The organism is Rhodoferax sp. GW821-FHT09E07, assembly GCF_059416145.1.
The window spans coordinates 1-22656 of record NZ_JBWKOP010000007.1 but is presented as its reverse complement, the minus strand read 5'-3'; the positions used below and the strand labels follow the sequence as shown (position 1 = coordinate 22656).

At 62.7% G+C, this 22656-nt stretch carries 22 protein-coding genes and 1 pseudogene; 19 read left to right on the top strand and 4 right to left on the bottom strand.

The window, feature by feature from the left end:
- Positions 1 to 12: 12 nt before the first annotated feature.
- Complete coding sequence (locus tag AC07OE_RS14580) at positions 13 to 1002, bottom strand: magnesium and cobalt transport protein CorA (RefSeq protein WP_495071297.1); 990 nt, start codon at positions 1000 to 1002, stop codon at positions 13 to 15.
- Between the two features lie 201 nt (positions 1003 to 1203).
- Here AC07OE_RS14580 and AC07OE_RS14575 point away from each other — a divergent pair, with 201 nt between their 5' ends.
- The 4 genes from AC07OE_RS14575 to hprK all read left to right on the top strand — a co-directional run bounded on the left by AC07OE_RS14575 (position 1204) and on the right by hprK (position 4438).
- Positions 1204 to 2427, top strand: a complete 1224-nt coding sequence (locus AC07OE_RS14575) for an MFS transporter (RefSeq protein WP_495071296.1) — start codon at positions 1204 to 1206, stop codon at positions 2425 to 2427.
- Between the two features lie 158 nt (positions 2428 to 2585).
- On the top strand, positions 2586 to 2915 hold the full coding sequence (hpf, locus tag AC07OE_RS14570; protein ID WP_296472434.1) for a ribosome hibernation-promoting factor, HPF/YfiA family: 330 nt from the start codon (positions 2586 to 2588) through the stop codon (positions 2913 to 2915).
- Positions 2916 to 2994: 79 nt separating this feature from the next.
- On the top strand, positions 2995 to 3462 hold the full coding sequence (locus tag AC07OE_RS14565) for a PTS sugar transporter subunit IIA (RefSeq protein ID WP_495071295.1): 468 nt from the start codon (positions 2995 to 2997) through the stop codon (positions 3460 to 3462).
- 25 nt (positions 3463 to 3487) lie between these two features.
- Entirely contained in the window at positions 3488 to 4438 is a 951-nt protein-coding gene (hprK, locus tag AC07OE_RS14560) for an HPr(Ser) kinase/phosphatase (RefSeq protein WP_495071294.1), read from the top strand.
- A gap of 16 nt (positions 4439 to 4454) precedes the next feature.
- Here hprK and fur read toward each other — a convergent pair whose 3' ends face one another.
- Complete coding sequence (gene fur / locus AC07OE_RS14555) at positions 4455 to 4883, bottom strand: ferric iron uptake transcriptional regulator (RefSeq protein WP_495071293.1); 429 nt, start codon at positions 4881 to 4883, stop codon at positions 4455 to 4457.
- 128 nt (positions 4884 to 5011) lie between these two features.
- Here fur and AC07OE_RS14550 point away from each other — a divergent pair, with 128 nt between their 5' ends.
- From AC07OE_RS14550 to gshB, 15 genes are all read left to right on the top strand, one after another.
- Positions 5012 to 5515, top strand: a complete 504-nt coding sequence (locus AC07OE_RS14550; protein ID WP_495071292.1) for an outer membrane protein assembly factor BamE — start codon at positions 5012 to 5014, stop codon at positions 5513 to 5515.
- A 22-nt stretch (positions 5516 to 5537) separates the two neighbouring features.
- Positions 5538 to 6341 (top strand): 4-hydroxy-tetrahydrodipicolinate reductase, encoded by an 804-nt coding sequence (gene dapB, locus AC07OE_RS14545; protein ID WP_495071291.1) that lies wholly within the window; start codon positions 5538 to 5540, stop codon positions 6339 to 6341.
- On the top strand, positions 6338 to 6982 hold the full coding sequence (locus AC07OE_RS14540) for a MotA/TolQ/ExbB proton channel family protein (protein WP_495071290.1): 645 nt from the start codon (positions 6338 to 6340) through the stop codon (positions 6980 to 6982). The genes dapB and AC07OE_RS14540 overlap by 4 nt, the downstream gene beginning before the upstream one ends.
- A complete protein-coding gene (locus AC07OE_RS14535) occupies positions 6979 to 7422 on the top strand; it encodes an ExbD/TolR family protein (RefSeq protein WP_495071289.1) in 444 nt (147 codons plus the stop codon). The genes AC07OE_RS14540 and AC07OE_RS14535 overlap by 4 nt, the downstream gene beginning before the upstream one ends.
- Positions 7423 to 7491: 69 nt before the next feature.
- Entirely contained in the window at positions 7492 to 10212 is a 2721-nt protein-coding gene (gene leuS / locus AC07OE_RS14530) for a leucine--tRNA ligase (protein WP_495071288.1), read from the top strand.
- A 7-nt stretch (positions 10213 to 10219) separates the two neighbouring features.
- Positions 10220 to 10714, top strand: coding sequence for an LPS-assembly lipoprotein LptE (locus AC07OE_RS14525; protein ID WP_495071287.1), 495 nt, complete (start codon positions 10220 to 10222; stop codon positions 10712 to 10714).
- 2 nt (positions 10715 to 10716) lie between these two features.
- Positions 10717 to 11196, top strand: coding sequence for an Lrp/AsnC family transcriptional regulator (locus AC07OE_RS14520; RefSeq protein ID WP_495071286.1), 480 nt, complete (start codon positions 10717 to 10719; stop codon positions 11194 to 11196).
- 191 nt (positions 11197 to 11387) lie between these two features.
- Complete coding sequence (gene ocd, locus AC07OE_RS14515; RefSeq protein ID WP_495071285.1) at positions 11388 to 12440, top strand: ornithine cyclodeaminase; 1053 nt, start codon at positions 11388 to 11390, stop codon at positions 12438 to 12440.
- On the top strand, positions 12437 to 13345 hold the full coding sequence (locus AC07OE_RS14510) for an arginase (RefSeq protein ID WP_495071284.1): 909 nt from the start codon (positions 12437 to 12439) through the stop codon (positions 13343 to 13345). Before ocd ends, AC07OE_RS14510 begins: the two co-directional genes overlap by 4 nt.
- 30 nt (positions 13346 to 13375) lie before the next feature.
- On the top strand, positions 13376 to 14473 hold the full coding sequence (gene holA / locus AC07OE_RS14505; RefSeq protein WP_495071283.1) for a DNA polymerase III subunit delta: 1098 nt from the start codon (positions 13376 to 13378) through the stop codon (positions 14471 to 14473).
- Positions 14474 to 14496: 23 nt separating this feature from the next.
- Complete coding sequence (locus AC07OE_RS14500; RefSeq protein WP_495071282.1) at positions 14497 to 15819, top strand: glutamate-5-semialdehyde dehydrogenase; 1323 nt, start codon at positions 14497 to 14499, stop codon at positions 15817 to 15819.
- Positions 15820 to 15913: 94 nt separating this feature from the next.
- Positions 15914 to 17200, top strand: a complete 1287-nt coding sequence (gene gshA, locus AC07OE_RS14495; protein WP_495071281.1) for a glutamate--cysteine ligase — start codon at positions 15914 to 15916, stop codon at positions 17198 to 17200.
- Positions 17201 to 17361: 161 nt separating this feature from the next.
- Entirely contained in the window at positions 17362 to 19230 is a 1869-nt protein-coding gene (locus tag AC07OE_RS14490; RefSeq protein ID WP_495071280.1) for a potassium transporter Kup, read from the top strand.
- A gap of 48 nt (positions 19231 to 19278) precedes the next feature.
- Entirely contained in the window at positions 19279 to 20493 is a 1215-nt protein-coding gene (locus tag AC07OE_RS14485; RefSeq protein ID WP_495071279.1) for a benzoate/H(+) symporter BenE family transporter, read from the top strand.
- A gap of 39 nt (positions 20494 to 20532) precedes the next feature.
- On the top strand, positions 20533 to 21492 hold the full coding sequence (gene gshB / locus AC07OE_RS14480; RefSeq protein ID WP_495071278.1) for a glutathione synthase: 960 nt from the start codon (positions 20533 to 20535) through the stop codon (positions 21490 to 21492).
- Here gshB and AC07OE_RS14475 read toward each other — a convergent pair.
- Together AC07OE_RS14475 and AC07OE_RS14470 are read right to left on the bottom strand one after the other, a co-directional pair.
- Positions 21414 to 22358 (bottom strand): SMP-30/gluconolactonase/LRE family protein, encoded by a 945-nt coding sequence (locus tag AC07OE_RS14475; RefSeq protein WP_495071277.1) that lies wholly within the window; start codon positions 22356 to 22358, stop codon positions 21414 to 21416. The two genes, gshB and AC07OE_RS14475, sit on opposite strands and share 79 nt — an antisense overlap.
- A gap of 19 nt (positions 22359 to 22377) precedes the next feature.
- Positions 22378 to 22656, bottom strand: a pseudogene (locus AC07OE_RS14470) (methyl-accepting chemotaxis protein); the annotation flags it as partial.

Genomic DNA, 22656 nt, shown 5'->3' with positions numbered 1-22656 from the left:
GGAGGTTGTTTTTTATCGAAGCCAGCCGCGTTTGTAGAAGTACCACATGGGAACCAGCGCACTGGCCACCATCAAGGCCACGGTGTAGGGGTAGCTCCAGCCCCCCAGAAACTCCAGCTCCGGGAACTTCAGGTTCATGCCATACACGCTGGCGACCAGGGTGGGCGGCAACAGTGCGACGCTGGCCACCGAGAAGATCTTGATGATCTTGTTCTGGTTGATGTTGATGAAACCGACGGTCGCGTCCATCAGGAAGTTGATCTTGTCGAACAGGAACGCGGTGTGCGAGTCCAGCGAGTCGATATCGCGCAGAATCTGCCGCGCTTCCTCGAACTGCTCGGCGTTGAGCATCTTGCTGCGCATCATGAAGCTCACGGCGCGGCGGGTGTCCATCACGTTGCGGCGAATGCGACCACTCAGGTCCTCGTGGCGGGCGATGGCCCCCAGCGCTTCACCGGCGATCGCATCCGTGACGTTACCGGACAGGACTTTCTTGCTGACCTTCTCCAATTCGTCGTAAATACCTTCCAGCGTGTCGGCCGAGTACTCTGCATCGGCGTCGAACAACTTGAGCAGCACTTCCTTGGCGTCTTCGATCAGCCCAGGCGCGCGGCGCGCCCGCATCCGCAACAGTCGGAACACAGGCACGTCTTCGTCATGGATGGAGAACAGGACACCCTTGCTCTTCAGGTTGTCGTTCACCAGATTCAGGATGAAGGCCGCGCGGACTGCGCGAGGCTCATCTTCGTCCGCGACCAGAAAGTCGCTGCGGATATGAACTTCGCCGTTGTCTTCGGCGTAGAACCGAGCGGATTCTTCGATGTCCTCGTCCATGGCGTCTTCCGGGATGGACAGGCCGTAGTACTGTTTGACCCAGCGTTTTTCTTCAACAGTGGGGGACTCCAGGTCCACCCAGATGGGCTGGAACTTGGAAAGCTCTTCCAGCGACTCGATCTCTTCTTGAAAGAGCCGGCCATTGGCAAGCGTAAAGATATTGAGCATGGCTCACTCCCGATGTGGTGGTGTCTGCAAAAGGGGGGTGGTACTTTCAACCCCGATGCAGTCGTGGGAGTTGAAAGCTACCGACTGGGGTAGGTTTCCAAGGAGCGTTCTCCAAGTGTTGCGATGCGCAAATTATCGCACCGTCGGGGCGGTGATAGAGTGCTTGGCTGGCTTTCTGGCCGCCCACTTCGTTTGCTCACCATGCCCATCGCTTTGACTCCCCGCCGTGAACTCTGGCTTCTGATCACCCTGGCTGGTATCCAGTTCACCAACATCCTGGACTTCATGATCATGATGCCGCTGGGGCCAGCCCTGACCCAGTTGTTTGGCGTGAGCGATGCCAAGTTTGGTCTGCTGGTTTCGGCCTACACCTTGGCGGGCGGTGTTTCCGGTTTGGTGGCCTCCACCTACATTGATCGCTTTGACCGCAAACGCTTGATGCTGGTGCTGTACGGCCTGTTTGCCCTGTCTACGTTGGCGTGCGGTCTGGCCACCAGCTATGGCGAGCTGATGGCCGCGCGCATCGGCGCCGGCATTTTTGGCGGCGTGCTGTCCGCCCTGAGCCAAACCATCATCGGTGACGTGATTCCCTTCGAGCGACGGGGCCGCGCCATGGGCATTGTGATGACTTCGTTTTCGGTGTCCACCGTGGCCGGTGTGCCGCTGGGCCTCTTCCTGGCGGCGCATTTAGGGTGGCATGTACCCTTCTTTGGCATCGCGGCGATGTGTGTCTTGCTGATGGTGTTTGCGCAGCTTTCCATGCCTGTGCTCAATGCACATTTGGCTTTGCATGTGCCCGCGTCATCGTGGAGCCGCATCCGGGAGGCGCTGCAGGATGCCAACCACCAGCGTGCCTTCATGTTCTCTGCGCTGTTGATGTTTGCCGGGTTCACGGTGATACCGTACATCACCATCTACATGCAGACCAATGTGGGGCTGCGTGCCGACCAGATTCCTTACATCTACCTCTGCGGCGGCGTGGCGACCCTGGTTTCGGCGCGCTGGTTTGGTCGCCTGGCTGACAGCTGGGGCAAGTTCAAGACTTTCCGGGTACTGGCAGTGGCTGTGGTGGTGCCCATGCTGGCCACCACGCTGCTCGGGCCGGTGGGCTTGTTGTGGGCGTTGCCCGTGTCCACCCTGTTCTTTGTCTGCATGAGTGGGCGCATGATTCCAGGCATGGCCATGCTCACCTCGGCCGCCAATCCGGCGCTGCGCGGGACCTTTATGACGCTGAATTCTGCGGTGCAGTCTGCCGCCATGGGCCTGGCCGCACTGGTGGGGGGAGCCATCATCGGCCGCGATGCCGCAGGCTTGGTGCAGCACTACTGGATGGCCGCGGTGTTGGGCGGAACTGCCAGCATTCTGGCGATTGCGCTGGGCAGCCGTTTGAATCTGCAGCCCGCAGTGCCTCCCGTTCCCAAATGACCTTTTGATGTTGCATCGCATTACAAAAATGCGTTGCATTCGGCCTGATTCGGGCGCATAGTCTTTCTCAAGACGACCGCATTTTGGAATCCGCTTTTCGTGTGCCGACCATTCCGATGGAAGGCTTTGTCAACCCTGAGAGCAACTGGAGGCTATTTATGAATTTGACGATCAGCGGTCATCACCTTGAAGTTACCCCGGCCCTGCGTAGTTATGTCACGACCAAGCTCGATCGCATCATGCGCCACTTTGATCAAGTGGTAGATGTCAAGGTTCTACTCACCGTTGAGAAGCAAAAGGAAAAGGAACGACGGCAACGCGCCGAATGCAATATCCACGTCAAGGGCAGCGACATGTTTGCTGAAAGTGCCCACGAGGATTTGTATGCCGCTGTTGACGAACTTGTGGACAAGCTGGATCGCCAGGTCGTTCGCCACAAGGACCGCTTGCAAAACCACCATCACGAGGCCCCCAAGCGACTGATGTAGTCCCAAAGCGCTAGGGACTGCCACCCAAAAACCGCCCTTTCACGGGCGGTTTTTTTGTGTGCATAATTCGCCTCACACCATGAACCGACTCGCGTCCATCCTTTCCGCTTCGCAAGTACTTGCGCAAGTCGATGTCACCAGCAAGAAACGGGCTTTTGAAGAAGCAGGCCTGCTTTTCGAGAATCTGCATGGCCTCAGCCGTGCGTTGGTGACTGATAGCCTGTTCTCCCGGGAGCGCCTCGGGTCCACCGGTCTGGGCCATGGCGTAGCCATTCCCCATGGCCGTATCAAGGGCCTCAAAGCCCCCATGGCGGCAGTGTTCCAGCTGTCCCATCCGATAGGGTTTGACGCACCGGACGATATTCCGGTCAGCTTGCTGATATTCCTGCTGGTCCCTGAAGCCGCAACGCAAAAGCACCTGGAAATCCTCTCCGAGATCGCCGAGTTGCTCAGTGACGCCGTGTTGCGGGAGCAAATCACCAGCTGTGGCGACAGCGCATTGCTGTATGGCCTGATTTCCGGCTGGCAGTCGGCCCGCGCGGCCTGATACTTTTTCCGCCGAGGCCACGCCCTTGAAACCCACCGCGGTTAGCGCAGATGCCCTGTTTGAGGAGTTTCGGGCCCATTTGCGCTGGGAGTGGGTGGCTGGCCTGGGCGCTTCCGAGCGTCGTTTTGACGAGGTCGCCATCAGCGCGGCCCGCTCGGGTGCCGATCTGGTGGGATACCTGAACTACATCCACCCCTACCGCGTTCAAATTCTGGGTGAGCGCGAAATCCGCTACATCACCAACGCTACGCCCGAAGACTGTGCGCGCCGCATCGCGCGCATTGTGACGCTGGAGCCCCCCGTGCTGGTGCTGGCTGATGGTCAGGCTGCGCCGCAGGCCCTGCTGTCCATGTGCGAACGCGCACAAATCCCGATGTTCGCCACGAAGGAGTCGTCGGCCTTTGTGATTGACGTGCTGCGTGCCTACCTGTCCAAGCACTTTGCCGAGCGCATGTCCATGCATGGCGTGTTCATGGACATTTTGGGCCTGGGCGTGTTGATCACAGGTGAGTCGGGACTAGGCAAGAGCGAGCTGGGTCTGGAGCTGATTTCCCGCGGCAATGGCCTGGTGGCGGACGACGCCGTGGATCTGTACCGCATCAACCAGACGACCATTGAGGGGCGCTGCCCCGAGCTGCTGCAAAACCTGCTGGAAGTCCGGGGCATCGGCCTGCTCGATATCCGCGGCATTTTTGGTGAAACGGCGGTGCGCCGCAAGATGCGCCTGAAGCTCATCGTGCATCTGGTGCGTCGCGAGACACTGGAGCGCGAATACGAGCGCATCCCCTATGAGCCGCTGACCCAGGATGTGCTGGGCATTCCCGTGCGCAAAGTGGTCATTCAGGTGGTGGCCGGTCGCAATATTGCCGTGTTGGTCGAGGCCGCCGTGCGCAATACCATCCTGCAGTTGCGCGGCATTGACACCTACCAAGAGTTTGTGGAGCGGCACCGCAAGGCCATGCTTGAGGGTGGCTAGGCCGCGTCGCAAATCCTCAGGATTTGCGGTTGGGGCAGTGGTCTTTGGTGCAGGTGGCGTACAGGCTCAGCGCGTGGTCAGCGATGGTGAAGCCCTTGGCTTTGGCAACGGCGTGCTGGCGCTTCTCAATTTCCGCGTCATAAAACTCTTCCACTTTGCCGCAGTCCAGGCATACCAAGTGGTCATGGTGCTGGCCTTCATTGAGCTCATACACGGCCTTGCCACTTTCAAAGTGGCTGCGGCTCAGAATGCTGGCCTGTTCAAACTGCGTAAGCACGCGGTAAACCGTGGCCAGTCCCACGTCCGAGCGCTCCTGCAGCAGCACGCGGAACACGTCTTCGGCCGTCATGTGGCGTTGCGTGCCGCGCTGGAATACCTCCAGAATTTTCAGGCGCGGTACGGTTGCCTTCAGTCCCGTATTTTTCAGTTCATCGATGTTGCTCATGGGCATCTTTCCAGCGCTGGGGCCAGTCCGGCTGGCAGGGGCCAACCGCTACAATCGCACGATCATATCGCCCCTTACTTTTCATGCTCCATAACCTGTGCCGCGGTGTCGCTTCTTTCTGGGTCGCCATGACTCTGCTGGCCTTGGGCGGGTGCGGCTCGCTCAGCGGTGCGGGCAGCAAGGCCGTGCAGGCGATCTCTCCGTACAAGATTGATATCGTGCAAGGCAACGTGGTTACCCGCGAGCAGGTGGCCGTGTTGCGCCCCGGCATGCCGCGTGCCACGGTGCAGGACGTGCTAGGCACTTCACTGCTTACCAGTGTCTTCCACGCGGAGCGCTGGGACTACGTGTTCACGCTCAAGCGACAGGGTGCAGAGCCGCAGTCGCGTCGGGTAACCGTGTTCTTCAAGGGTGACGCCCTGGACCGTGTGGAAGCGGACGAATTGCCCAGCGAATCCGAATTCGTGGCCACGTTGAAGTCCACTCCTGTCAAGGGGCCCTTGCCCGCACTGACAGCGTCGGAAGAAAACCTCAGCAAATTTCCGACACCGGCCAAATCCGACAATCCCGTCAGTGCCGCTGGTAGCGCCCCCACCGTTTACCCCCCACTGGAGCCCGCTGCCGGGCCCTGATTTTTCACCACAGGACAGGGATATGACCCAGACCATCGCCATTGCTGGCGCCTCCGGCCGCATGGGCCAGATGTTGATTGAGGCCGTGCGTGCGGCCGACGACTGCCGCCTGGGCGGCGCGTTGGACATGGCCGGCAGCCCTGCGCTAGGGCAGGACGCTGGTGCGTTCGGTGGCCAGTCCACCGGTGTGCTGATTACCTCGGACCTGCGCCAAGGCCTGAAGGGCTGCGATGTGCTGATTGACTTCACCCGCCCCGAGGGCACGTTGGCGCACCTGCAGGTATGCCGCGAGCTGGGTGCGTCGGTCGTGATCGGTACCACCGGGTTTACTGATGCCCAGAAGGCGGAGATTGCCGAAGCATCCAAGGACATTGCCATCGTGATGGCACCCAATATGAGCGTGGGTGTGAACGTAACGCTGAAACTGCTGGAGATGGCTGCCAAGGCTTTGTCCAACGGCTATGACATCGAGATTGTCGAGGCCCACCACCGCCACAAGGTGGATGCCCCCTCGGGCACGGCACTGAAAATGGGCGAAGTGATTGCCGACGCGCTGGGCCGTGACCTGAAGGAGTGCGCTGTGTATGAGCGCTATGGTGTGACGGGTGAGCGCGATCCGTCGACGATCGGTTTTGCCACCATCCGCGGTGGCGACATCGTGGGTGACCACACCGTGCTGTTTGCCGGCACTGGCGAGCGCATTGAGATCAGCCACAAGTCGTCCAGCCGCGCCACCTACGCCCAGGGCAGCCTGCGCGCCGCGCGTTTCTTGGCGGGCCGCAAGTCCGGGCTGTTCGACATGTTTGATGTGCTGAACCTGAAATGAGCGTGGTGGCCCTGCTGTTCAAGGGCGATGCCGTGAGCAGCACGGTGTCCGTGCTGTTGCTGGTCATGTCGGTATGCAGCTGGGTTGTCATTCTCTTCAAGGGCTGGTTGCTGCGGCGTGCGCTCACCGATGTGGCGCGCAGCACGGCGGCTTTCTGGCAGGCGCCGGACTGGGCGCAAGCCCAGCAGGCCGTGCGCCAGTTTGACCGCGAGCTGCTTGTCGCGCCACTGGTAGACGCCACCCAGGTGTCTACCCAGGGCACGCTGGCGGACACTGGCGACCGTTCCCAGCAGCTGACGCGGGTGCTGCGCGATGCACTGCATGGCGTGCTGCATCGCCTGCAAGCTGGCCAGGTGCTGCTGGCCACCGTGGGGTCCATTGCGCCCTTTGTGGGGCTGCTGGGTACCGTCTGGGGCATCTACCATGCGCTGATCAGCATTGCCGGTACGGGCCAGGTCAGCATCGACAAAATTTCCGGCCCTGTGGGCGAGGCCCTGGTCATGACGGCCGCGGGCCTGGCGGTGGCCATTCCTGCTGTACTGGGCTACAACATCCTGGGCCGCATCATCGGGCGGATCGAAGCCGATCTCGAAGGCTTTGCGCGCGACCTGCGCGAATTGCTGCTGACGTCTCGGCCATGAGTTTCGGCCGCCTGGAGCGCACCCCCAGCGCGCAACCCATGAGCGACATCAACATGACGCCGTTGATCGACGTCATGCTGGTGCTGCTGGTGATCTTCATCATCACGGCCCCGCTGCTGGTTAGTGCGGTGAAGGTCGATCTGCCGCAGGCCGCGGGTGCGCAGGCGGTCGATGCACCCAAGTACCTCTCGGTGGCCATAGACAAGACGGGCAAGATCTTTTTGGCGGATGTGCCTACGCCGCCTGGTGTCCTCGCCCAGGCTTTTCAAAGGGCGGCCGCCCAAAATGCCCTGACCGAAGTGCAGTTGCGTGCCGACACCACGGTGCCCTATGGCCGGGTGGTAGAAGTCATGGGCCTGGCGCAAAAAGCGGGTCTGAGCCGCATAGGATTTGTCGCTGAACCCGAATCGCCCGCTGCCCCCGCGCCTGCAGCCAACTGACTGGCGCGGCGCAGCGCCTAAAATCCCCCCAGCTTCTCCTCCGGCAGCGCCTGTGCTGCCCCCCATCCAATGCAAGACAAGTACCAGCACCTCGACGTAGAAAAATCGGCCCAGGACCATTGGGCCCAACCCCTGTGGAACGGCCAAAACGCCTACCGCGTGACCGAGGATAAGAGCAAGAAGAAGTTCTACGCCTGCTCCATGTTGCCCTACCCCAGCGGCAAGTTGCACATGGGCCATGTGCGCAACTACACCATCAACGACATGCTGGCGCGCTACCTGCGCATGAACGGCCACAACGTGCTCATGCCCATGGGCTGGGACGCCTTCGGCCTGCCCGCCGAGAACGCAGCGCTGAAGAACAAGGTGCCACCGGCCAAGTGGACCTACGAGAACATCGCCTACATGAAGGGCCAGATGCAGGCCATGGGCCTGGCCATCGACTGGAGCCGTGAGGTCGCCACCTGCGACCCGCAGTACTACAAGTGGAACCAGTGGCTGTTCCTGAAGATGCTGGAAAAAGGCATTGCCTACCGCAAGACCCAGGTCGTGAACTGGGACCCGGTGGACCAGACCGTGCTGGCCAACGAGCAGGTGATTGACGGCAAGGGCTGGCGTACCGGTGCGGTGGTCGAGAAGCGCGAGATACCCGGCTACTACCTCAAGATTACCGACTACGCCCAGGAGCTGCTGGACCATGTGCAGATGGGCAATGACAAGGCCACGCTGACCGGCTGGCCAGACCGCGTGCGCTTGATGCAGGAAAACTGGATCGGCAAGAGCGAAGGCGTGCGCTTCGCCTTCCCGCACGAGATCAAAGACGTGAGCGGGGCGTTGATTGGCGACGGCCGCATGTACGTGTTCACCACACGCGCCGACACCATCATGGGCGTGACTTTCTGCGCAGTGGCGCCGGAACACCCGCTGGCGGCGCACGCCGCTACGTCCAATCCCGCGTTGGCAGCCTTTATTGAAGAGTGCAAGACCGGCGGTACCACCGAAGCCGAGCTGGCCACGCAGGAGAAAAAGGGCCAGCCCACGGGTCTGTTTGTCACGCACCCGCTGACGGGCGCACAAGTGCCGGTGTGGGTGGGCAACTATGTGCTCATGGGCTATGGCGATGGCGCCGTCATGGGTGTGCCGGCGCACGACGAGCGCGATTTCGCGTTTGCGCTCAAGTACGGCATCGAGATCAAACAAGTGGTGGCAGTCGATGGTGAGACCTTCTCGACCAGCGCCTGGGCCGATTCCTACGGCGACAAGCAGCGCGGTGTGACCGTGAACTCTGGCAAGTACGACGGCCTGGCCTACAAGGCCGCCGTCGATGCCGTGGCAGCAGACCTGGCCGCCAAGGGCTTGGGCGAGAAGAAGACCACCTGGCGCCTGCGCGACTGGGGGGTAAGTCGCCAGCGTTACTGGGGCACGCCCATCCCCATCATCCATTGCGAGGAACACGGCGCGGTGCCGGTGCCCGAGAAAGACCTGCCCGTGGTGCTGCCGCAGGACTGCGTGCCAGATGGCTCGGGCAACCCGCTGCACAAACACGAAGGTTTCCACGCTGGTGTGGTCTGCCCGGTGTGCGGCAAGCCTGCGCGTCGCGAGACCGACACCATGGACACTTTTGTGGATTCGTCCTGGTACTTCATGCGCTATTGCGATCCGAAGAACCCGGACGCCATGGTGGCCGGTGGCGCGGACTACTGGATGCCGATGGACCAGTACATCGGCGGCATCGAACACGCCATCCTGCATTTGCTGTACGCCCGCTTCTGGACCAAGGTGATGCGTGACCTGGGCCTGGTCAAGGTGGACGAGCCGTTCACCAAGCTGCTGACCCAGGGCATGGTGCTCAACCACATTTACAGCCGCAAGACCGCCAAGGGTGGTAAGGACTACTTCTGGCCGCATGACGTGGAGCATGTGTTGGACGAAGCCGGCAAAGTGGTGGGCGCCAAGCTCAAGAACGAAGCCGAGAGCGGCGACGGCCCGCTGCCCGTGGGCACGCCCATCGACTACGAGGGCGTGGGCACCATGTCCAAGTCCAAGAACAACGGTGTGGACCCACAGGAGTTGATTGCCAAGTACGGCGCCGACACGGCCCGTATCTACACCATGTTCACCGCGCCGCCCGAAGCCACGCTGGAGTGGAACGACTCTGCCGTGGAAGGCAGTTACCGCTTTCTGCGCCGCGTTTGGAACTTCGGTTACAAACTGTCTGCTATGGATTTGGTAGCTGCTGGTGCAAGTGCGACGGGGGCTAGTAGCCTGAAAGACCTTGAGTTCGGCAAGGAAGCCAAGGCCCTGCGCCTGGAGATGCATACCGTGCTCAAGCAGGTGGACTTTGACTACCAGCGCATGCAGTACAACACCGTGGTGTCCGGCGCCATGAAGATGATCAACGCGCTGGAAGGCTTCAAGGCCCTGGACAGCGCGGGCGCGCAGGTGGCGCTGATTGAAGGTTTTGGCATCTTGCTGCGCGTGCTCTACCCTGCCACGCCGCACCTGGCGCACGCACTGTGGTCGGAGCTGGGCTACGCCGGTACGCTGGGTGATCTGCTGGACGCACCCTGGCCCCAGGTGGATGCTTCCGCCCTGGTGCAGGACGAGATCGAACTGGTGCTGCAGGTCAACGGCAAGCTGCGCGGCGCGGTGCGCGTGCCCGCTGGTGCCAGCAAGGAAGCCATCGAAGCCGCCGCTCTGGCCAGCGAGGCTTTCCTGAGCCACGCAGCAGGCGCCACGGCCAAGAAGGTCATCGTGGTGCCAGGTCGCCTGGTCAACGTGGTCGTCTAGGCTTGTGATGCAGCGCCGCCACCTGTTTGCCCTGCCTGTTGCCGCCCTGCTGGCCGGCTGCGGCTTCAAGCTGCGCGGCAAGCAGACCTTTGCTTTTGAGACGATTGCGGTCACGCCCGAGCGCGGTGGCGCCGTGGCGTCGGAGTTGATCCGCTACCTGGGCGATGCCGTGCGCCCGGTGGCGCCACCGGCTGGTGGCCAGCCGCCGCAGGTGATTGTGGACATCCTGCAGGAGCTGCGTGAGAAGACCGTGGTCGGTGTGAACGCCTCGGGCCAGGTGCGCGAGTTCCAGCTGCGCATCCGTCTGAAATTCCGCATGCGCACGCCGCAGGGGCGCGATCTGATTGAAGAGACCGAGATCATCCAGCAGCGTGACATCAGCTTTAACGAATCCGCCGTGCTGGCCAAGGAGGCCGAAGAAGGCCTGCTGTACCGCGATATGCAGTCCGACATCGTGCAACAGCTGCTGCGCCGTATAGCCGCGGTCAAAACCCTGGACTGAGCATGGCCCTGGACCGCGTGGACCAAACCCTGCTGGAGCTGCTGCAGCGCGACGGGCGCATGAGCGCCCAGGCCCTCTCCGAAGAGGTGAATCTCTCGGCACGCGCCACGCTGAACCGCATCCGCAAGCTCGAAGACGATGGCCTGATCGCCGGCTACCGCGCGCTGCTGGCCCGCAAGGCGCTGGGTGAGCATGTGTCGGTGTTTGCCGAGATTGCCCTCAAAGACCAGCGCCAGGCCACGGTGCAGCGTTTCGAGGCGGCCATGGTGGCCTGCCCCGAGGTGATTGCCTGCCACCTGGTGAGCGGCCGCTACGACTACCTGGTGCGCCTGGCCTGCCGCGACCTGGCGCACTACCGCGACCTCACCAACACCTGGATCGACGATGTGGGCTTGGGCATCGACAAGGTGGTGACTAGCACCGAGCTGCAGACGGTCAAGGAATTCGCGGGCTTCCCGCTCGTGGTGCGCGACGACAGCTAAACCGCTTCGGTTGCTTCCGAAACGGAAGTAACCGAAGCGGTATTCGGCACTTTTGCGTGCTTTGCGTCTGACGCTTCGGCGCTTACAGCGCCCACTCCAAGCCTAAACTTTCTCTGATACCGGGCAGGCCATCAGGGCCTGTGGAGGTCTGCGGATTCCGCACCTCTCCCGGCCACCTGAGGAGACAAGACATGACCCGCTATATCGACGTCCACGACATGCAGCAACTGGTGCTGCAGCACGGCCTGGCCCCCATGATGTCCGAGATGGCCCAGACCATCCGCGAAGACTTTCTGCGCTGGGAAGACTTTGACAAATCCCCCCGCACCGCCAACCACAGCACCAACGGCGTGATCGAGCTCATGCCCGTGTCCGACAACGCGCTCTACGCCTTCAAGTACGTCAACGGCCACCCCAAGAACCCGTTGCAGGGCCTGTCCACCGTCATGGCCTTTGGTGTGCTGGCCGATGTGGCCACCGGCTACCCCGAGCTGCTCAGCGAGCTGACCATCACCACCGCGCTGCGTACTGCGGCCACCTCTGCCATGGCCGCCAAGGTGCTGGCTCGGCCCGAGAGCAAGACCATGGCCCTGATCGGCAATGGCTCGCAAAGCGAGTTCCAGGCAATTGCCTTCATGACCCAATTGGGCATCACCACGCTGCGCGTGTTTGACGTCGACCCCAAGGCCACCGACAAGCTGGTCACCAACCTGCGCCCCTACACCGACGCCGGCAGCCTCACGATTGTGCGCTGCGCCTCCACGCGCGAAGCCGTGCGCGGCGCCGACATCGTGACCACGGTGACGGCCGACAAGACCAACGCCACCATCCTGACGGCCGACATGGTCGAGCCCGGCATGCACCTGAACGCCGTGGGCGGTGACTGCCCTGGCAAGACCGAGCTGCAGGCCGAGATCCTGAACCATGCCAAGGTGTTCGTGGAGTTCGAACCGCAAACCCGTATCGAAGGCGAGCTACAACAGATGCCAGCCGACTTTGTGACGCACCCGCTCTGGCAGGTGCTGGCCGGAACCACCGTGGGCCGCGACAACGCCGCCCAGGTCACGCTGTTTGACTCGGTCGGCTTTGCGCTGGAAGACCTGTCAGCCCTGCGCTATGTGCATGCCCTGTCGCAAAAACTGGGCGTGGGCAGCACCGTGCAGTTGGTCCCTGACCTGCCAGACCCTAAAGACCTGTTTGCCTGCGCCGTCGCTGCGCGCCCGGCCCTGCGCAAAGCCGCATGAGCACTTCCGTTCTGCACCTGATCGGCGCCGCGGTGGGCGAGGGCGCCAGCGATGGTGGCTGCAAGTGGGGCGCCGGGGCCTTGCGCGACCACGGTATTGCCAACGCGCTGGCTGCCACTGGCCGCACCGTCACCTGGGGTGACACGGTGACCGCCCAGCCCATGCTGGCGACCAGCCGGCTGAACGCCATCGAAGGCTTCTCCGAGCGCCTGGCCGGCACGGTTGCGCTGGTTCTGCGTCAGAACCAGCAGCCGCTGGTGCTGGGTGGCGACCATTCCTGTGCCGTGGGCACCTGGAGCGCAGTGGCCCACCACTTGCGCCCGCAGGGCGCGCTGGGCCTGGTCTGGATCGACGCGCATCTGGATGCCCACACCCCCGACACCTCGGACAGCCAGGCACCGCACGGCATGCCGGTAGCGGCGCTGCTGGGCCATGGCTCGGCGGGCATGACGGACCTCTTCGGCTGGCGCCACAAGCTGCGCCCGGAGCACCTCGTCATCATCGGTGCACGCAGCTACGAACCCGCTGAAAAGGCACTGCTGGACAGTCTGGGTGTGCGCGTAATGTTCATGCCCGAGGTACTGGAGCGCGGCTTTGCTGCCTGCTTTGACGAGGCCCGCACCCGTGTGCAGAAGGGCACCGCCGGTTGGGGCATCAGCTTTGATCTGGACGGCTTGGATCCGCGCGACGCTCCGGGCACCGGCACGCCAGTGGAGCAGGGTATCCGCCTGGCCGATGCATTGCAGGTGCTGGCGGGTTGCAGCCAGGATCTGCAGTTTGTGGCGCTGGAACTGACCGAGTACAACCCGCTGCGCGACTTTGGGGGGCAAACTGCCCAGGCGGCGACGGATCTGGTCTGCGCCATGTTGGCATCGGAGCGCAAGGCTTTGGGGCTGGCGGCTTAGGAAGCGTGGGGGCTTTAAACTCAGCCCCCTATGCAACTCGCGGCGAACCAACTCAGCAACCACCTGCAGCGCGGGCTCAAAAGCCTGTATACGCTGCACGGTGACGAGCCGCTATTGCAACAAGAGGCGCTAGACGCCATCCGCGCAAACGCGCGTGCCAACGGTTACACCGAGCGCACCTCCCACACCGTGGCCGGTGCCCATTTCGACTGGAGCGAGGTACTGGCCGCAGGCGGCTCCCTGAGCCTGTTTGCCGACAAGCAAATCGTCGAAATCCGCATCCCCAGCGGCAAGCCGGGCAAGGACGGCAGCGTGGCGCTGCAGCAGTTGGCCGAGGGCGCGCAGGGCAACGATTCCACGCTCACCGTCGTCATGCTGCCCCGCCTGGACAAGATGACCAAGTCCACGGCCTGGTTTGCGGCACTGGATTCCAATGGCGTCACGCTGGAGGTGAGCCCCGTGGAGCGCGGTGCGCTGCCACAGTGGATCGCCCAGCGCCTGGGTGCCCAGGGGCAGCGCGTGGCTGCCGGGGAAGAAGGCCAGCGCACGCTGCAGTTTTTTGCCGACCGCGTGGAAGGCAACCTGCTGGCCGCGCACCAGGAAATCCAGAAGCTGGGTCTGTTGTTTTCCGCCGATGTGAATGGTGGTGTGTTGACCTTCGAGCAGGTGGAAAGCGCCGTGCTCAATGTCGCGCGCTACGACGTGTTCAAACTCAGCGAGGCCGTGCTGGCCGGCCAGGCCCAGCGCGTGCAGCGCATGCTGGACGGCTTGCAGGCCGAGGGCGAGGCCGAGGTGCTGGTGCACTACACGCTGGCCGAAGACATCCGCGCCCTCAAGCGTGTGAAAGACGCCATGGCCCAAGGCCGTCCCCTGCCCATGGCCCTGCGCGAGAACCGTATCTGGGGCGTGAAGGAGCGTCTGTTCGAGCGCGTGCTGCCCAAACTGTCCGAATCCAAATTGGCTGAGCTGCTGCAGTCTGCCCATCTGGTGGACGGCATTGTCAAAGGCCTCAAGCAACCCGACTGGCCCACCACGGGGTGGCAGGCGCTGCACCGGCTGGCACTGCAGCTGTGTGGGCTGTGTGCCGCGGTACCTGCGGGCGGAAATACCCATGGGCGTGCGCGTTGAGCGGCATCTGCGAAAATCCCCCTATGAACGCGTCCAACACCACCGACTACGCCCTGGCTCTGGGTTTACAGGCAAAAACGGCATCTGCCCTCATGGCCAAAGCGCCAGCTGCTATGAAAAATGCAGCGCTTCGGGCGCTCGCACGCCTGTTGCGGGAGAACACCCAGGCCCTGCAGGTGGACAACGCCAAGGACATTGAGCGTGCCATTGCCAACGGCCTGGCCGCGCCCATGGTGGACCGGCTCAAGCTCACGCCCAAGGTGCTGGAAACCTGTGCCGAAGGCTGCGAGCAGCTGGCGGCGATGGCGGACGTGATTGGTGAAATCATTGGCATGAAGCAGCAGCCCAGCGGCATCCGCGTGGGGCAGATGCGGGTGCCGATCGGTGTGTTCGGCATGATCTTTGAAAGCCGGCCCAATGTGACCATCGAGGCCGCCAGCCTGTCCATCAAAAGCGGCAACGCCTGCATCCTGCGTGGCGGCTCTGAAGCCATTGACTCCAACAAGGCGTTGGCCAAGCTGGTGCAACGGGCCCTCACCGAAGCCGGTCTGCCGGCTGACGCCGTGCAACTGGTGCAGACCACAGACCGCGAGGTGGTGGGCCAGCTGATCGCCATGCCGCAGTATGTGGATGTGATCATTCCGCGCGGCGGCAAGGGCCTGATCGAGCGCATCAGCCGCGACGCCAAGGTGCCCGTCATCAAGCACCTGGACGGCAACTGCCATGTGTACGTGGACGACCCCTGCGATATCGCCATGGCTGTCAAGGTGGCAGACAACGCCAAGACCAACAAGTACAGCCCCTGCAATGCCGCCGAAGGCCTGCTGGTGGCGCGTGGTGCTGCGGCTGCTTTCTTGCCGCTGATCGGCAAGGTCTACGCCGACAAGGGTGTGGAAATGCGCTGCGACCCTGAGGCGCTAGCCATCCTGAAGTCAAATCTGCCTCTAGCCCCCGTAGACAGTGCGCCAGTAGCTACTAATTCAGGAGCAAGGCTGGTGCCCGCGACCGAGCAAGACTGGTACGAGGAATACCTTGCGCCCATCGTCAGCGTGAAGATTGTGGAGGGTGTGGACGAAGCCATTGCCCACATCAACCAGTACAGCAGCCACCACACCGACGCCATCCTTACCACCAACCATGTGCACGCCCAGAAGTTTCTGCGCGAGGTGGATTCGGCCAGCGTGATGGTGAATGCCAGCACGCGCTTCGCCGATGGCTTTGAGTACGGACTGGGTGCCGAAATCGGCATCAGCACCGACAAGTTCCACGCCCGCGGCCCCGTGGGTATCGAGGGGCTGACCTCCCTGAAGTATGTGGTGCTGGGCGAGGGCGAAGTGCGCACTTAAATGCGCTGATCGGGCGCTGCGGGCCTTGAAATCGGCGCAAGCTTCACCACCTAGGGGCGACCCCTAGAATGGGGATCCTTCTTGAAAGCGTCGTATGGTTCCGCATCTCGTTACCGCCCTGACGGGCCCCATCAATGAACTCGAGCAACGGGTTCTGGACTCCATGCCCGCCATCGAGCGCTGGTTTCGGCTGGAGTGGATGGAGCACACACCGCCCTTCTACACTGCGGTGGATGTGCGCAACGCCGGTTTCAAATTGGCCCCGGTGGACACCAACTTCTTCCCCGGCGGCTGGAACAACCTGACGCCCGCCATGCTGCCGCTGGCCGTGCAGGCCGCACAGGCCGCCATTGAAAAGATCTGCCCGGAAGCGCGCAATTTGCTGATCGTGCCGGAGAACAACGCGCGCAGCACCTTCCAGATGAGCAATCTGGCCCAACTGCGCCGCATCTTCCACATGGCGGGCCTCAATGTGCGCATTGGCTCCATCAGCCCGGACATCAAGAAAAGTACCACCATCGAGCTGCCCGGCGGCGAGTCCATCACGCTCGAACCCGTGATCCGCACCAAGGGCCGCCTGGGTGTGAAAGACTTTGACCCCTGCACCATCCTGCTCAACAACGACCTGCGCGCGGGTGTGCCCGGCATTCTGGAAGACCTGCACGAGCAGTACCTGCTGCCTCCGCTGCACGCCAGCTGGACCACGCGGCGCAAGAGCACCCACTTCAAATGCTATGAGGAAGTGGCCAAGCGCTTTGGCAAGCTCATTGGCGTGGACTCTTGGCTCATCACTCCGATGTTTGACAAATACGGTGTGGCCGACCTGAGCACGCCCCAAGGACTGGATGCCTTGCAGCAGCGCGTGGACGCCATGCTGACCAAGGTGAAGAAGAAGTACAAGGAATACGGGATCAAGGAGAAGCCCTTTCTCGTGATCAAGGCCGACAACCGCACCAGCGGCAACGCCATCCTGACCGTGCGCGACACCAAGGACCTGGAGGCCAAGCTGCGCAAGATGGGCGCCGGGCTGGAGGCATCGCCCGATCCGTTGGAGCTGATCCTGCAAGAAGGCGTGCAGACCAACGAGCGTGTGAACGATGCGGTGGCCGAACCCGTGGTCTATTTGATGGACCGCTACGTCGTGGGCGGGTTCTACCGCATGCATGCCGAGCGTGGCATTGACGAGAACCTCAGCGCACCGGGCTCCAGCTACGTGCCGTTGGCATTTGCCGAGAGTACGCACTTACCTCAGCCGGGTGTGAAGCCGGGTGCCAGCGCCCCCAACCGCTTCTACATGTACGGTGTCATCGGTCGCTTGGCCATGCTGGCTGCCAGCTACGAGCTGGAGGCCACCGACCCCGATGCAGAACGCTACGACTAAGGCGCGTCAACCCATTTTGAGCAAGCAGTTGCTGCGCTGCAACATGCACTGAAAAACCGTCAGATTTGGGGGATCGCCTCCTTGCGGTCGCATGCGCCGGGAGCAAAATAGCGATCCCCAATGGAACGGAACCCGGCGGCACCTGCGCGCCGGGCCAATTTGTGTCAGCATCAAAATCGTCTCTCGCGGCGCTTACTCTGGGCGCCATCGGCGTGGTTTACGGCGACATTGGCACCAGCGTGCTGTACGCCATGAAAGAAGTGTTTGGCTCCGGCCACGTGCCTTTCACCCCGGACAACGTCTACGGCATCCTTTCCATCTTCTTCTGGACCCTCACGGTCATCGTCTCCATCAAGTACGTGGTGCTGGTGCTGCGGGCCGACAACCACGGCGAGGGCGGCTTGGTGGCCATGCTGGCGCTGGCCTCCCAGTCGGTGAAGCACCGGCCCGAGCTGCGCCGCGTGTTGCTCATCGTCGGCATCTTCGGCACCTGCCTGTTCTATGGTGATGGCGTCATCACCCCGGCCATTTCTGTGCTGTCGGCCGTGGAAGGCCTGGAGGTTATTTCGCCCGGGTTCAAGCGCTATGTCATCCCGCTGACCCTGATTATTTTGTTCGGTCTGTTCTTTGTGCAAAAGCGAGGCACTGCGGGCATTGGGAAGTTCTTTGGCCCCATCACCGTGGTGTGGTTTGCGGCCATCTCCCTGCTGGGGGTGAGCCATATCCTGGAGAACCCGGCGATCCTTTGGGCCATCAGCCCGGTCTACGCCCTGAGTTTCATCTGGAACAACCCCGGCACCACCTTCATCATTCTGGGTGCGGTGGTGCTGTGCGTGACCGGTGGCGAGGCGCTTTATGCCGACATGGGCCATTTCGGGAAGAAGCCTATCCGTCTGGCCTGGTTCTCGGTGGTGATGCCCGCCCTGACCCTGAACTATTTTGGACAAGGTGCGCTGCTGTTGCAAAACCCCGAGGCCGTGAAAAATCCGTTCTTTCTGATGGCGCCCGACTGGGCGCTGCTGCCGCTGGTGGGGTTGGCCACCATGGCTACGGTGATCGCCTCGCAGGCGCTCATTTCGGGCGCCTTCTCGGTCACCAAACAGGTCATCCAGCTCGGCTACCTGCCGCGCCTGCAGGTCAACCACACCAGCGTGCGTGACACCGGGCAGGTCTACCTGCCGTTTGTGAACTGGGGCCTGTTTGTGGCCATCGTGCTTGCGGTGGTGATGTTCAAGTCCTCCAGCAACCTGGCCGCGGCCTACGGCATTGCCGTGTGTACCGACATGCTGATCACCACGGTGCTGACCTTCTACGTCATCCGTTACGGCTGGAAGTACCCGCTGTGGCTGTGCATTGCGGCTACGGGCTTTTTCTTCGTGGTGGACTTTGCGTTCTGGGCCTCCAACCTGCTCAAGTTGTTTGACGGCGGTTGGTTCCCGCTGATGATTGGCGGCGCCGTCTTCACACTGATGATGACCTGGAAGGACGGCCGTCGGATGCTCAACGAGAAGCTGCGTGCCGACGCGCTGGACCTGCCGAGTTTTCTGGAAGCCGTGTTCGTGAGCCCGCCCGCACGCGTGGAAGGCACGGCTGTGTTCCTGACGGCCGACAAGGGCACGGTACCCAATGCCCTGTTGCACAACCTCAAGCACAACAAGGTGCTGCATACCAGCAACCTGTTTGTCACCGTGAAGAACCACGAGCTGCCCTGGATTGGGCTGGACAAGCGCCTGCAGATCGACTCGCTGGGCCACGACTGCTGGCAGGTGGTGGTGCATTACGGCTTCAAGAACGATCCTGATTTGCCCAAGGCGCTGGCGCAAATCAAGGGCCGCGGCTGCGACATGAACGCCATGACCACCAGCTACTTCCTGTCGCGCGACACCGTGGTACCCACGCTGGGCGAGGGGATGGCGCCGTGGCGCGAGAAGCTGTTTGCCCAAATGCACCACAATGCCAGCGCCGCGGCAGACTTCCTGAACCTGCCGAACAACTCCGTGGTGGAGTTGGGCTCCAAAATAGAAATCTAAAACAGTTTGGGACAGCGCCTTCGCCCTGTTCCCAACGGATAACGCCTGATGCAGTTTTTCAAAGACCTGAGTCTCTCGGCCTTCACGGCCGGTTTTGTGGCCGTGCTGGTGGGCTTCACCAGTTCGGTGGCCATCGTTTTTCAGGCGGCCCAGGCCTTTGGCGCCACGCCCGAGATCATCGCGTCGTGGATGTGGGCGCTGAGCATCGGCATGGGCCTTTGCACGCTGGTGCCCTCGCTGTGGCTCAAAAAACCCGTCATGGTGGCCTGGAGCACGCCGGGCGCCGCGGTGTTGGCGTCGGCCGGTCTGGCGGGTGGTTTCAACATGGCGGACGCCGTCGGCGCCTTCATCCTCTGCGCGCTGCTGATCACGCTGGTGGGCGCCACGGGCTGGTTTGAGCGCGTGATGAACCGCATCCCGCTGGCACTGGCCTCGGCCCTGCTGGCCGGCGTGCTGGCGCGCTTTGGCCTTTCGGGCTTTGGCGCGGCGCAAACCGCCCTGCCGCTGGTGGCCACCATGGTGGTGGCCTACCTGCTGGGCAAGCGTTTTGTGCCACGCTATGCGGTGCCGCTTACCCTGCTAGTTGCTATTGTTTTCGTAGCTGTTGGCGCAGGTTTTACGCGGGCTGACATCACTTTTGGCTTAACATGGCCGGTGTTTGTGGCCCCCCGCTTCTCGCTGGCGGCCTTTGTCAGTCTGTCGCTGCCGTTGTTTGTGGTGACCATGGCGTCGCAAAACCTGCCCGGCGTGGCCGCCATCCAGGCCGCGGGTTATGCAGACCGCCGCGCCCAGGGGGGCGACGCGGGCATTCCCATCTCCAAGGTCATCACGCTCACCGGGCTGGCCACGCTGGTGCTGGCGCCGTTTGGCGCCTTTGCCATCAACCTTAGCGCCATCACCGCTGCTATCTGCATGGGCCCCGAGGCGCACAGCAACCCCACACGGCGCTACACCGCGGCCGTGTCCTGCGGTGCCATCTACATCGTCATCGGCCTGTTTGGCGCGGCCATCACCGGCGTGCTGACCGCCTTCCCCAAAGAACTGGTCGCCGCCATTGCGGGGCTGGCGCTGTTGGGCACCATTGGCGGCGCGCTGACGGCCGCGCTCAAGGACGATGCCAACCGCGAGGCCGCGCTCATCACGTTTCTGGTGACGCTCAGCGGCGTGGTCATTGCGGGCGTGGGCTCGGCGTTTTGGGGCGTGGTGGCTGGCGCGCTGGCGCTGCTGGTGCAACACTACGGCCGCAAACCCGCTGCCGCCTGAGCCGCTGCGCCTGTTGTGCAGCCTTTACCGAGAATCACCATGGACATTCTGTTTGTTGCCGATCCGCTGGAATCCTTCAAGATTTACAAGGACACCACCTTTGCCATGATGCGCGAGGCACAACGCCGCGGCCACCGCATCATTGCCTGCGAGCCACGCCACCTGGTGTGGCAGCGTGGCGGCGTGGTGCAGGCGGCGGTGCGCCGCATCACGCTCACCGGCGACGCAACGGCATGGTTCACCGAGACGGCGGACACCGTGGCCATCAAGGACTTTGACGCCGTGGTGATGCGCAAGGACCCGCCGTTTGACTCCGAGTTCTTCTACGCCACCCACCTGCTGGAGCAGGCCGAGCGTGAGGGTGCCCAGGTCTTCAACAAGCCGCGTGCACTGCGTGACCACCCGGAGAAGCTGGCGATTCTGGAGTTTCCCCAGTTCATCGGGCCTACGCTGGTTACGCGCGATGCCGATGCGGTACGCGCCTTTCATGCCGAGCACCGCGACATCATCCTGAAACCACTGGACGGCATGGGTGGCATGGGCATCTTCCGCGTGAAAGACGATGGCCTGAACCTGGGCGGCATCATCGAGACGCTGAACAAGGACGGTGCCCAGACCCTGATGGTGCAAAAGTTTCTGCCTGCCATCAAGGACGGCGACAAGCGTGTGCTGGTGATTGGCGGCAAGCCCGTGCCCTATTGCCTCGCACGTATTCCGCAAGGCGGTGAAGTGCGGGGCAACCTGGCGGCCGGTGGCAAGGGCGTGGCCCAGCCCATCAGCGCCAGCGACCGCGCAATTGCCGAGGCCCTGGGCCCCATTCTGGCCGCGCGCGGCCTGTTGCTGGTGGGGCTGGACGTGATCGGTGATTCGCTGACCGAGATCAACGTCACCAGCCCAACCTGCTTCCAGGAAATTACCGATCAGACCGGCTTTGACGTGGCCGCCATGTTTATCGACGCGCTCGAAGTCGCCCAGTCCGAAGCCAGCCGCACGCGGTAAAGCGCGCTGGTGGCGCAGACAAACAGGTCGCAGCCACTGACACCGCCAAACACCAGGTTGGCCGCCGGTTCGGGCAGCAGCAGCTTGCCCAGCAGCGCGCCGCTGGGCGCATAGCAGTGCACACCATCGCCCGCGCTGGTCCACACCCGGCCCAGTGCGTCCACACGAAAGCCATCAAACAGGCCCACATCGCAGTCGGCAAACACTTCGCCGCCTGACAACGCATAGCCCGCGCCCACCGTAAACACGCGGATGTGCTTGGGCCCTTCGGCCGCGTGCGTGCGGCCCGTGTCGGCCACGTAGAGTCGGCTCTCGTCCGCATTGAACGCCAAGCCATTGGGGCGCGCAAAGTCTGTCAGCACCGCCTCGCATATGCCGGTGCTTGGGTCAACACGGTACACATGGCAGGCGCCAATCTCGCTGTCGGCCTTGTAGCCTTCGTAGTCGCTGTCGATGCCGTAGGCTGGGTCGGTGAACCAGATAGCCCCGTCGCGTGCCACCACCACGTCGTTGGGACTGTTCAGCCGCAAGCTCCGCCAGTGGCTGGCCAGCACCGTGGTGCTGCCGTCGTGTTCCAGCCGGGTCACGCTGCGCGAGCCGTGTTCGCAGCTGATCAGGCGGCCCTGGGCATCCAACGTGTGGCCATTGGTAAAGCGTGCGGGGCTGCGGTAGGTGCTGACGGTGCCCGTGTCCTCGCTCCAGCGCAGCATGCGGTCGTTAGGAATGTCGCTCCACACCACGCAGCGCTGGTCTGCCAGGTAGGCCGGACCTTCGGCCCATTTGCAGCCACTGGCCAGCTGCTCGGGCAGTGTGCCGGGAACCATGAGGGTGGCGAAGTGCGTGTGCCGTGCGTCAATGAAGTTCATGGCCCGCACTGTACCCAGATCAGCCCAGGGCGAGCAATTCCCGGTGTGCCGCGGGCTCGCTGCCCAACTTGAACACCGCCACCACCTGCACCAGATCCTGCGCCTGAGATTTCAGACTGGATGCCGCAGCCGCCATCTCCTCCACCAGCGCCGCGTTCTGCTGCGTGGTCTGGTCCATGGAAGAGACCGCTTCACCCACCTGGGCCACGCCCGCGCTTTGCTCGCTGCTGGCGGCGCTGATTTCACCCATGATGTCCGTGACACGGCGAATGCTGGTCACGACTTCTGTCATCGTGGT

Bases quoted from the DNA above. Each gene is read 5' to 3' on its own strand.
- AC07OE_RS14540 (WP_495071290.1), top strand. From the start codon at position 6,338: ATGAGCGTGGTGGCCCTGCTGTTCAAGGGCGATGCCGTGAGCAGCACG.
- AC07OE_RS14550 (WP_495071292.1), top strand. From the start codon at position 5,012: ATGACTCTGCTGGCCTTGGGCGGGTGCGGCTCGCTCAGCGGTGCGGGC.
- AC07OE_RS14475 (WP_495071277.1), bottom strand. From the start codon at position 22,358: ATGAACTTCATTGACGCACGGCACACGCACTTCGCCACCCTCATGGTT.
- gshA (WP_495071281.1), top strand. From the start codon at position 15,914: ATGGTTCCGCATCTCGTTACCGCCCTGACGGGCCCCATCAATGAACTC.
- dapB (WP_495071291.1), top strand. From the start codon at position 5,538: ATGACCCAGACCATCGCCATTGCTGGCGCCTCCGGCCGCATGGGCCAG.
- holA (WP_495071283.1), top strand. From the start codon at position 13,376: ATGCAACTCGCGGCGAACCAACTCAGCAACCACCTGCAGCGCGGGCTC.
- hpf (WP_296472434.1), top strand. From the start codon at position 2,586: ATGAATTTGACGATCAGCGGTCATCACCTTGAAGTTACCCCGGCCCTG.
- AC07OE_RS14535 (WP_495071289.1), top strand. From the start codon at position 6,979: ATGAGTTTCGGCCGCCTGGAGCGCACCCCCAGCGCGCAACCCATGAGC.
- AC07OE_RS14580 (WP_495071297.1), bottom strand. From the start codon at position 1,002: ATGCTCAATATCTTTACGCTTGCCAATGGCCGGCTCTTTCAAGAAGAG.
- AC07OE_RS14500 (WP_495071282.1), top strand. From the start codon at position 14,497: ATGAACGCGTCCAACACCACCGACTACGCCCTGGCTCTGGGTTTACAG.
- gshB (WP_495071278.1), top strand. From the start codon at position 20,533: ATGGACATTCTGTTTGTTGCCGATCCGCTGGAATCCTTCAAGATTTAC.
- AC07OE_RS14575 (WP_495071296.1), top strand. From the start codon at position 1,204: ATGCCCATCGCTTTGACTCCCCGCCGTGAACTCTGGCTTCTGATCACC.
- AC07OE_RS14565 (WP_495071295.1), top strand. From the start codon at position 2,995: ATGAACCGACTCGCGTCCATCCTTTCCGCTTCGCAAGTACTTGCGCAA.
- ocd (WP_495071285.1), top strand. From the start codon at position 11,388: ATGACCCGCTATATCGACGTCCACGACATGCAGCAACTGGTGCTGCAG.
- fur (WP_495071293.1), bottom strand. From the start codon at position 4,883: ATGAGCAACATCGATGAACTGAAAAATACGGGACTGAAGGCAACCGTA.
- AC07OE_RS14510 (WP_495071284.1), top strand. From the start codon at position 12,437: ATGAGCACTTCCGTTCTGCACCTGATCGGCGCCGCGGTGGGCGAGGGC.
- AC07OE_RS14525 (WP_495071287.1), top strand. From the start codon at position 10,220: ATGCAGCGCCGCCACCTGTTTGCCCTGCCTGTTGCCGCCCTGCTGGCC.
- leuS (WP_495071288.1), top strand. From the start codon at position 7,492: ATGCAAGACAAGTACCAGCACCTCGACGTAGAAAAATCGGCCCAGGAC.
- AC07OE_RS14520 (WP_495071286.1), top strand. From the start codon at position 10,717: ATGGCCCTGGACCGCGTGGACCAAACCCTGCTGGAGCTGCTGCAGCGC.
- AC07OE_RS14485 (WP_495071279.1), top strand. From the start codon at position 19,279: ATGCAGTTTTTCAAAGACCTGAGTCTCTCGGCCTTCACGGCCGGTTTT.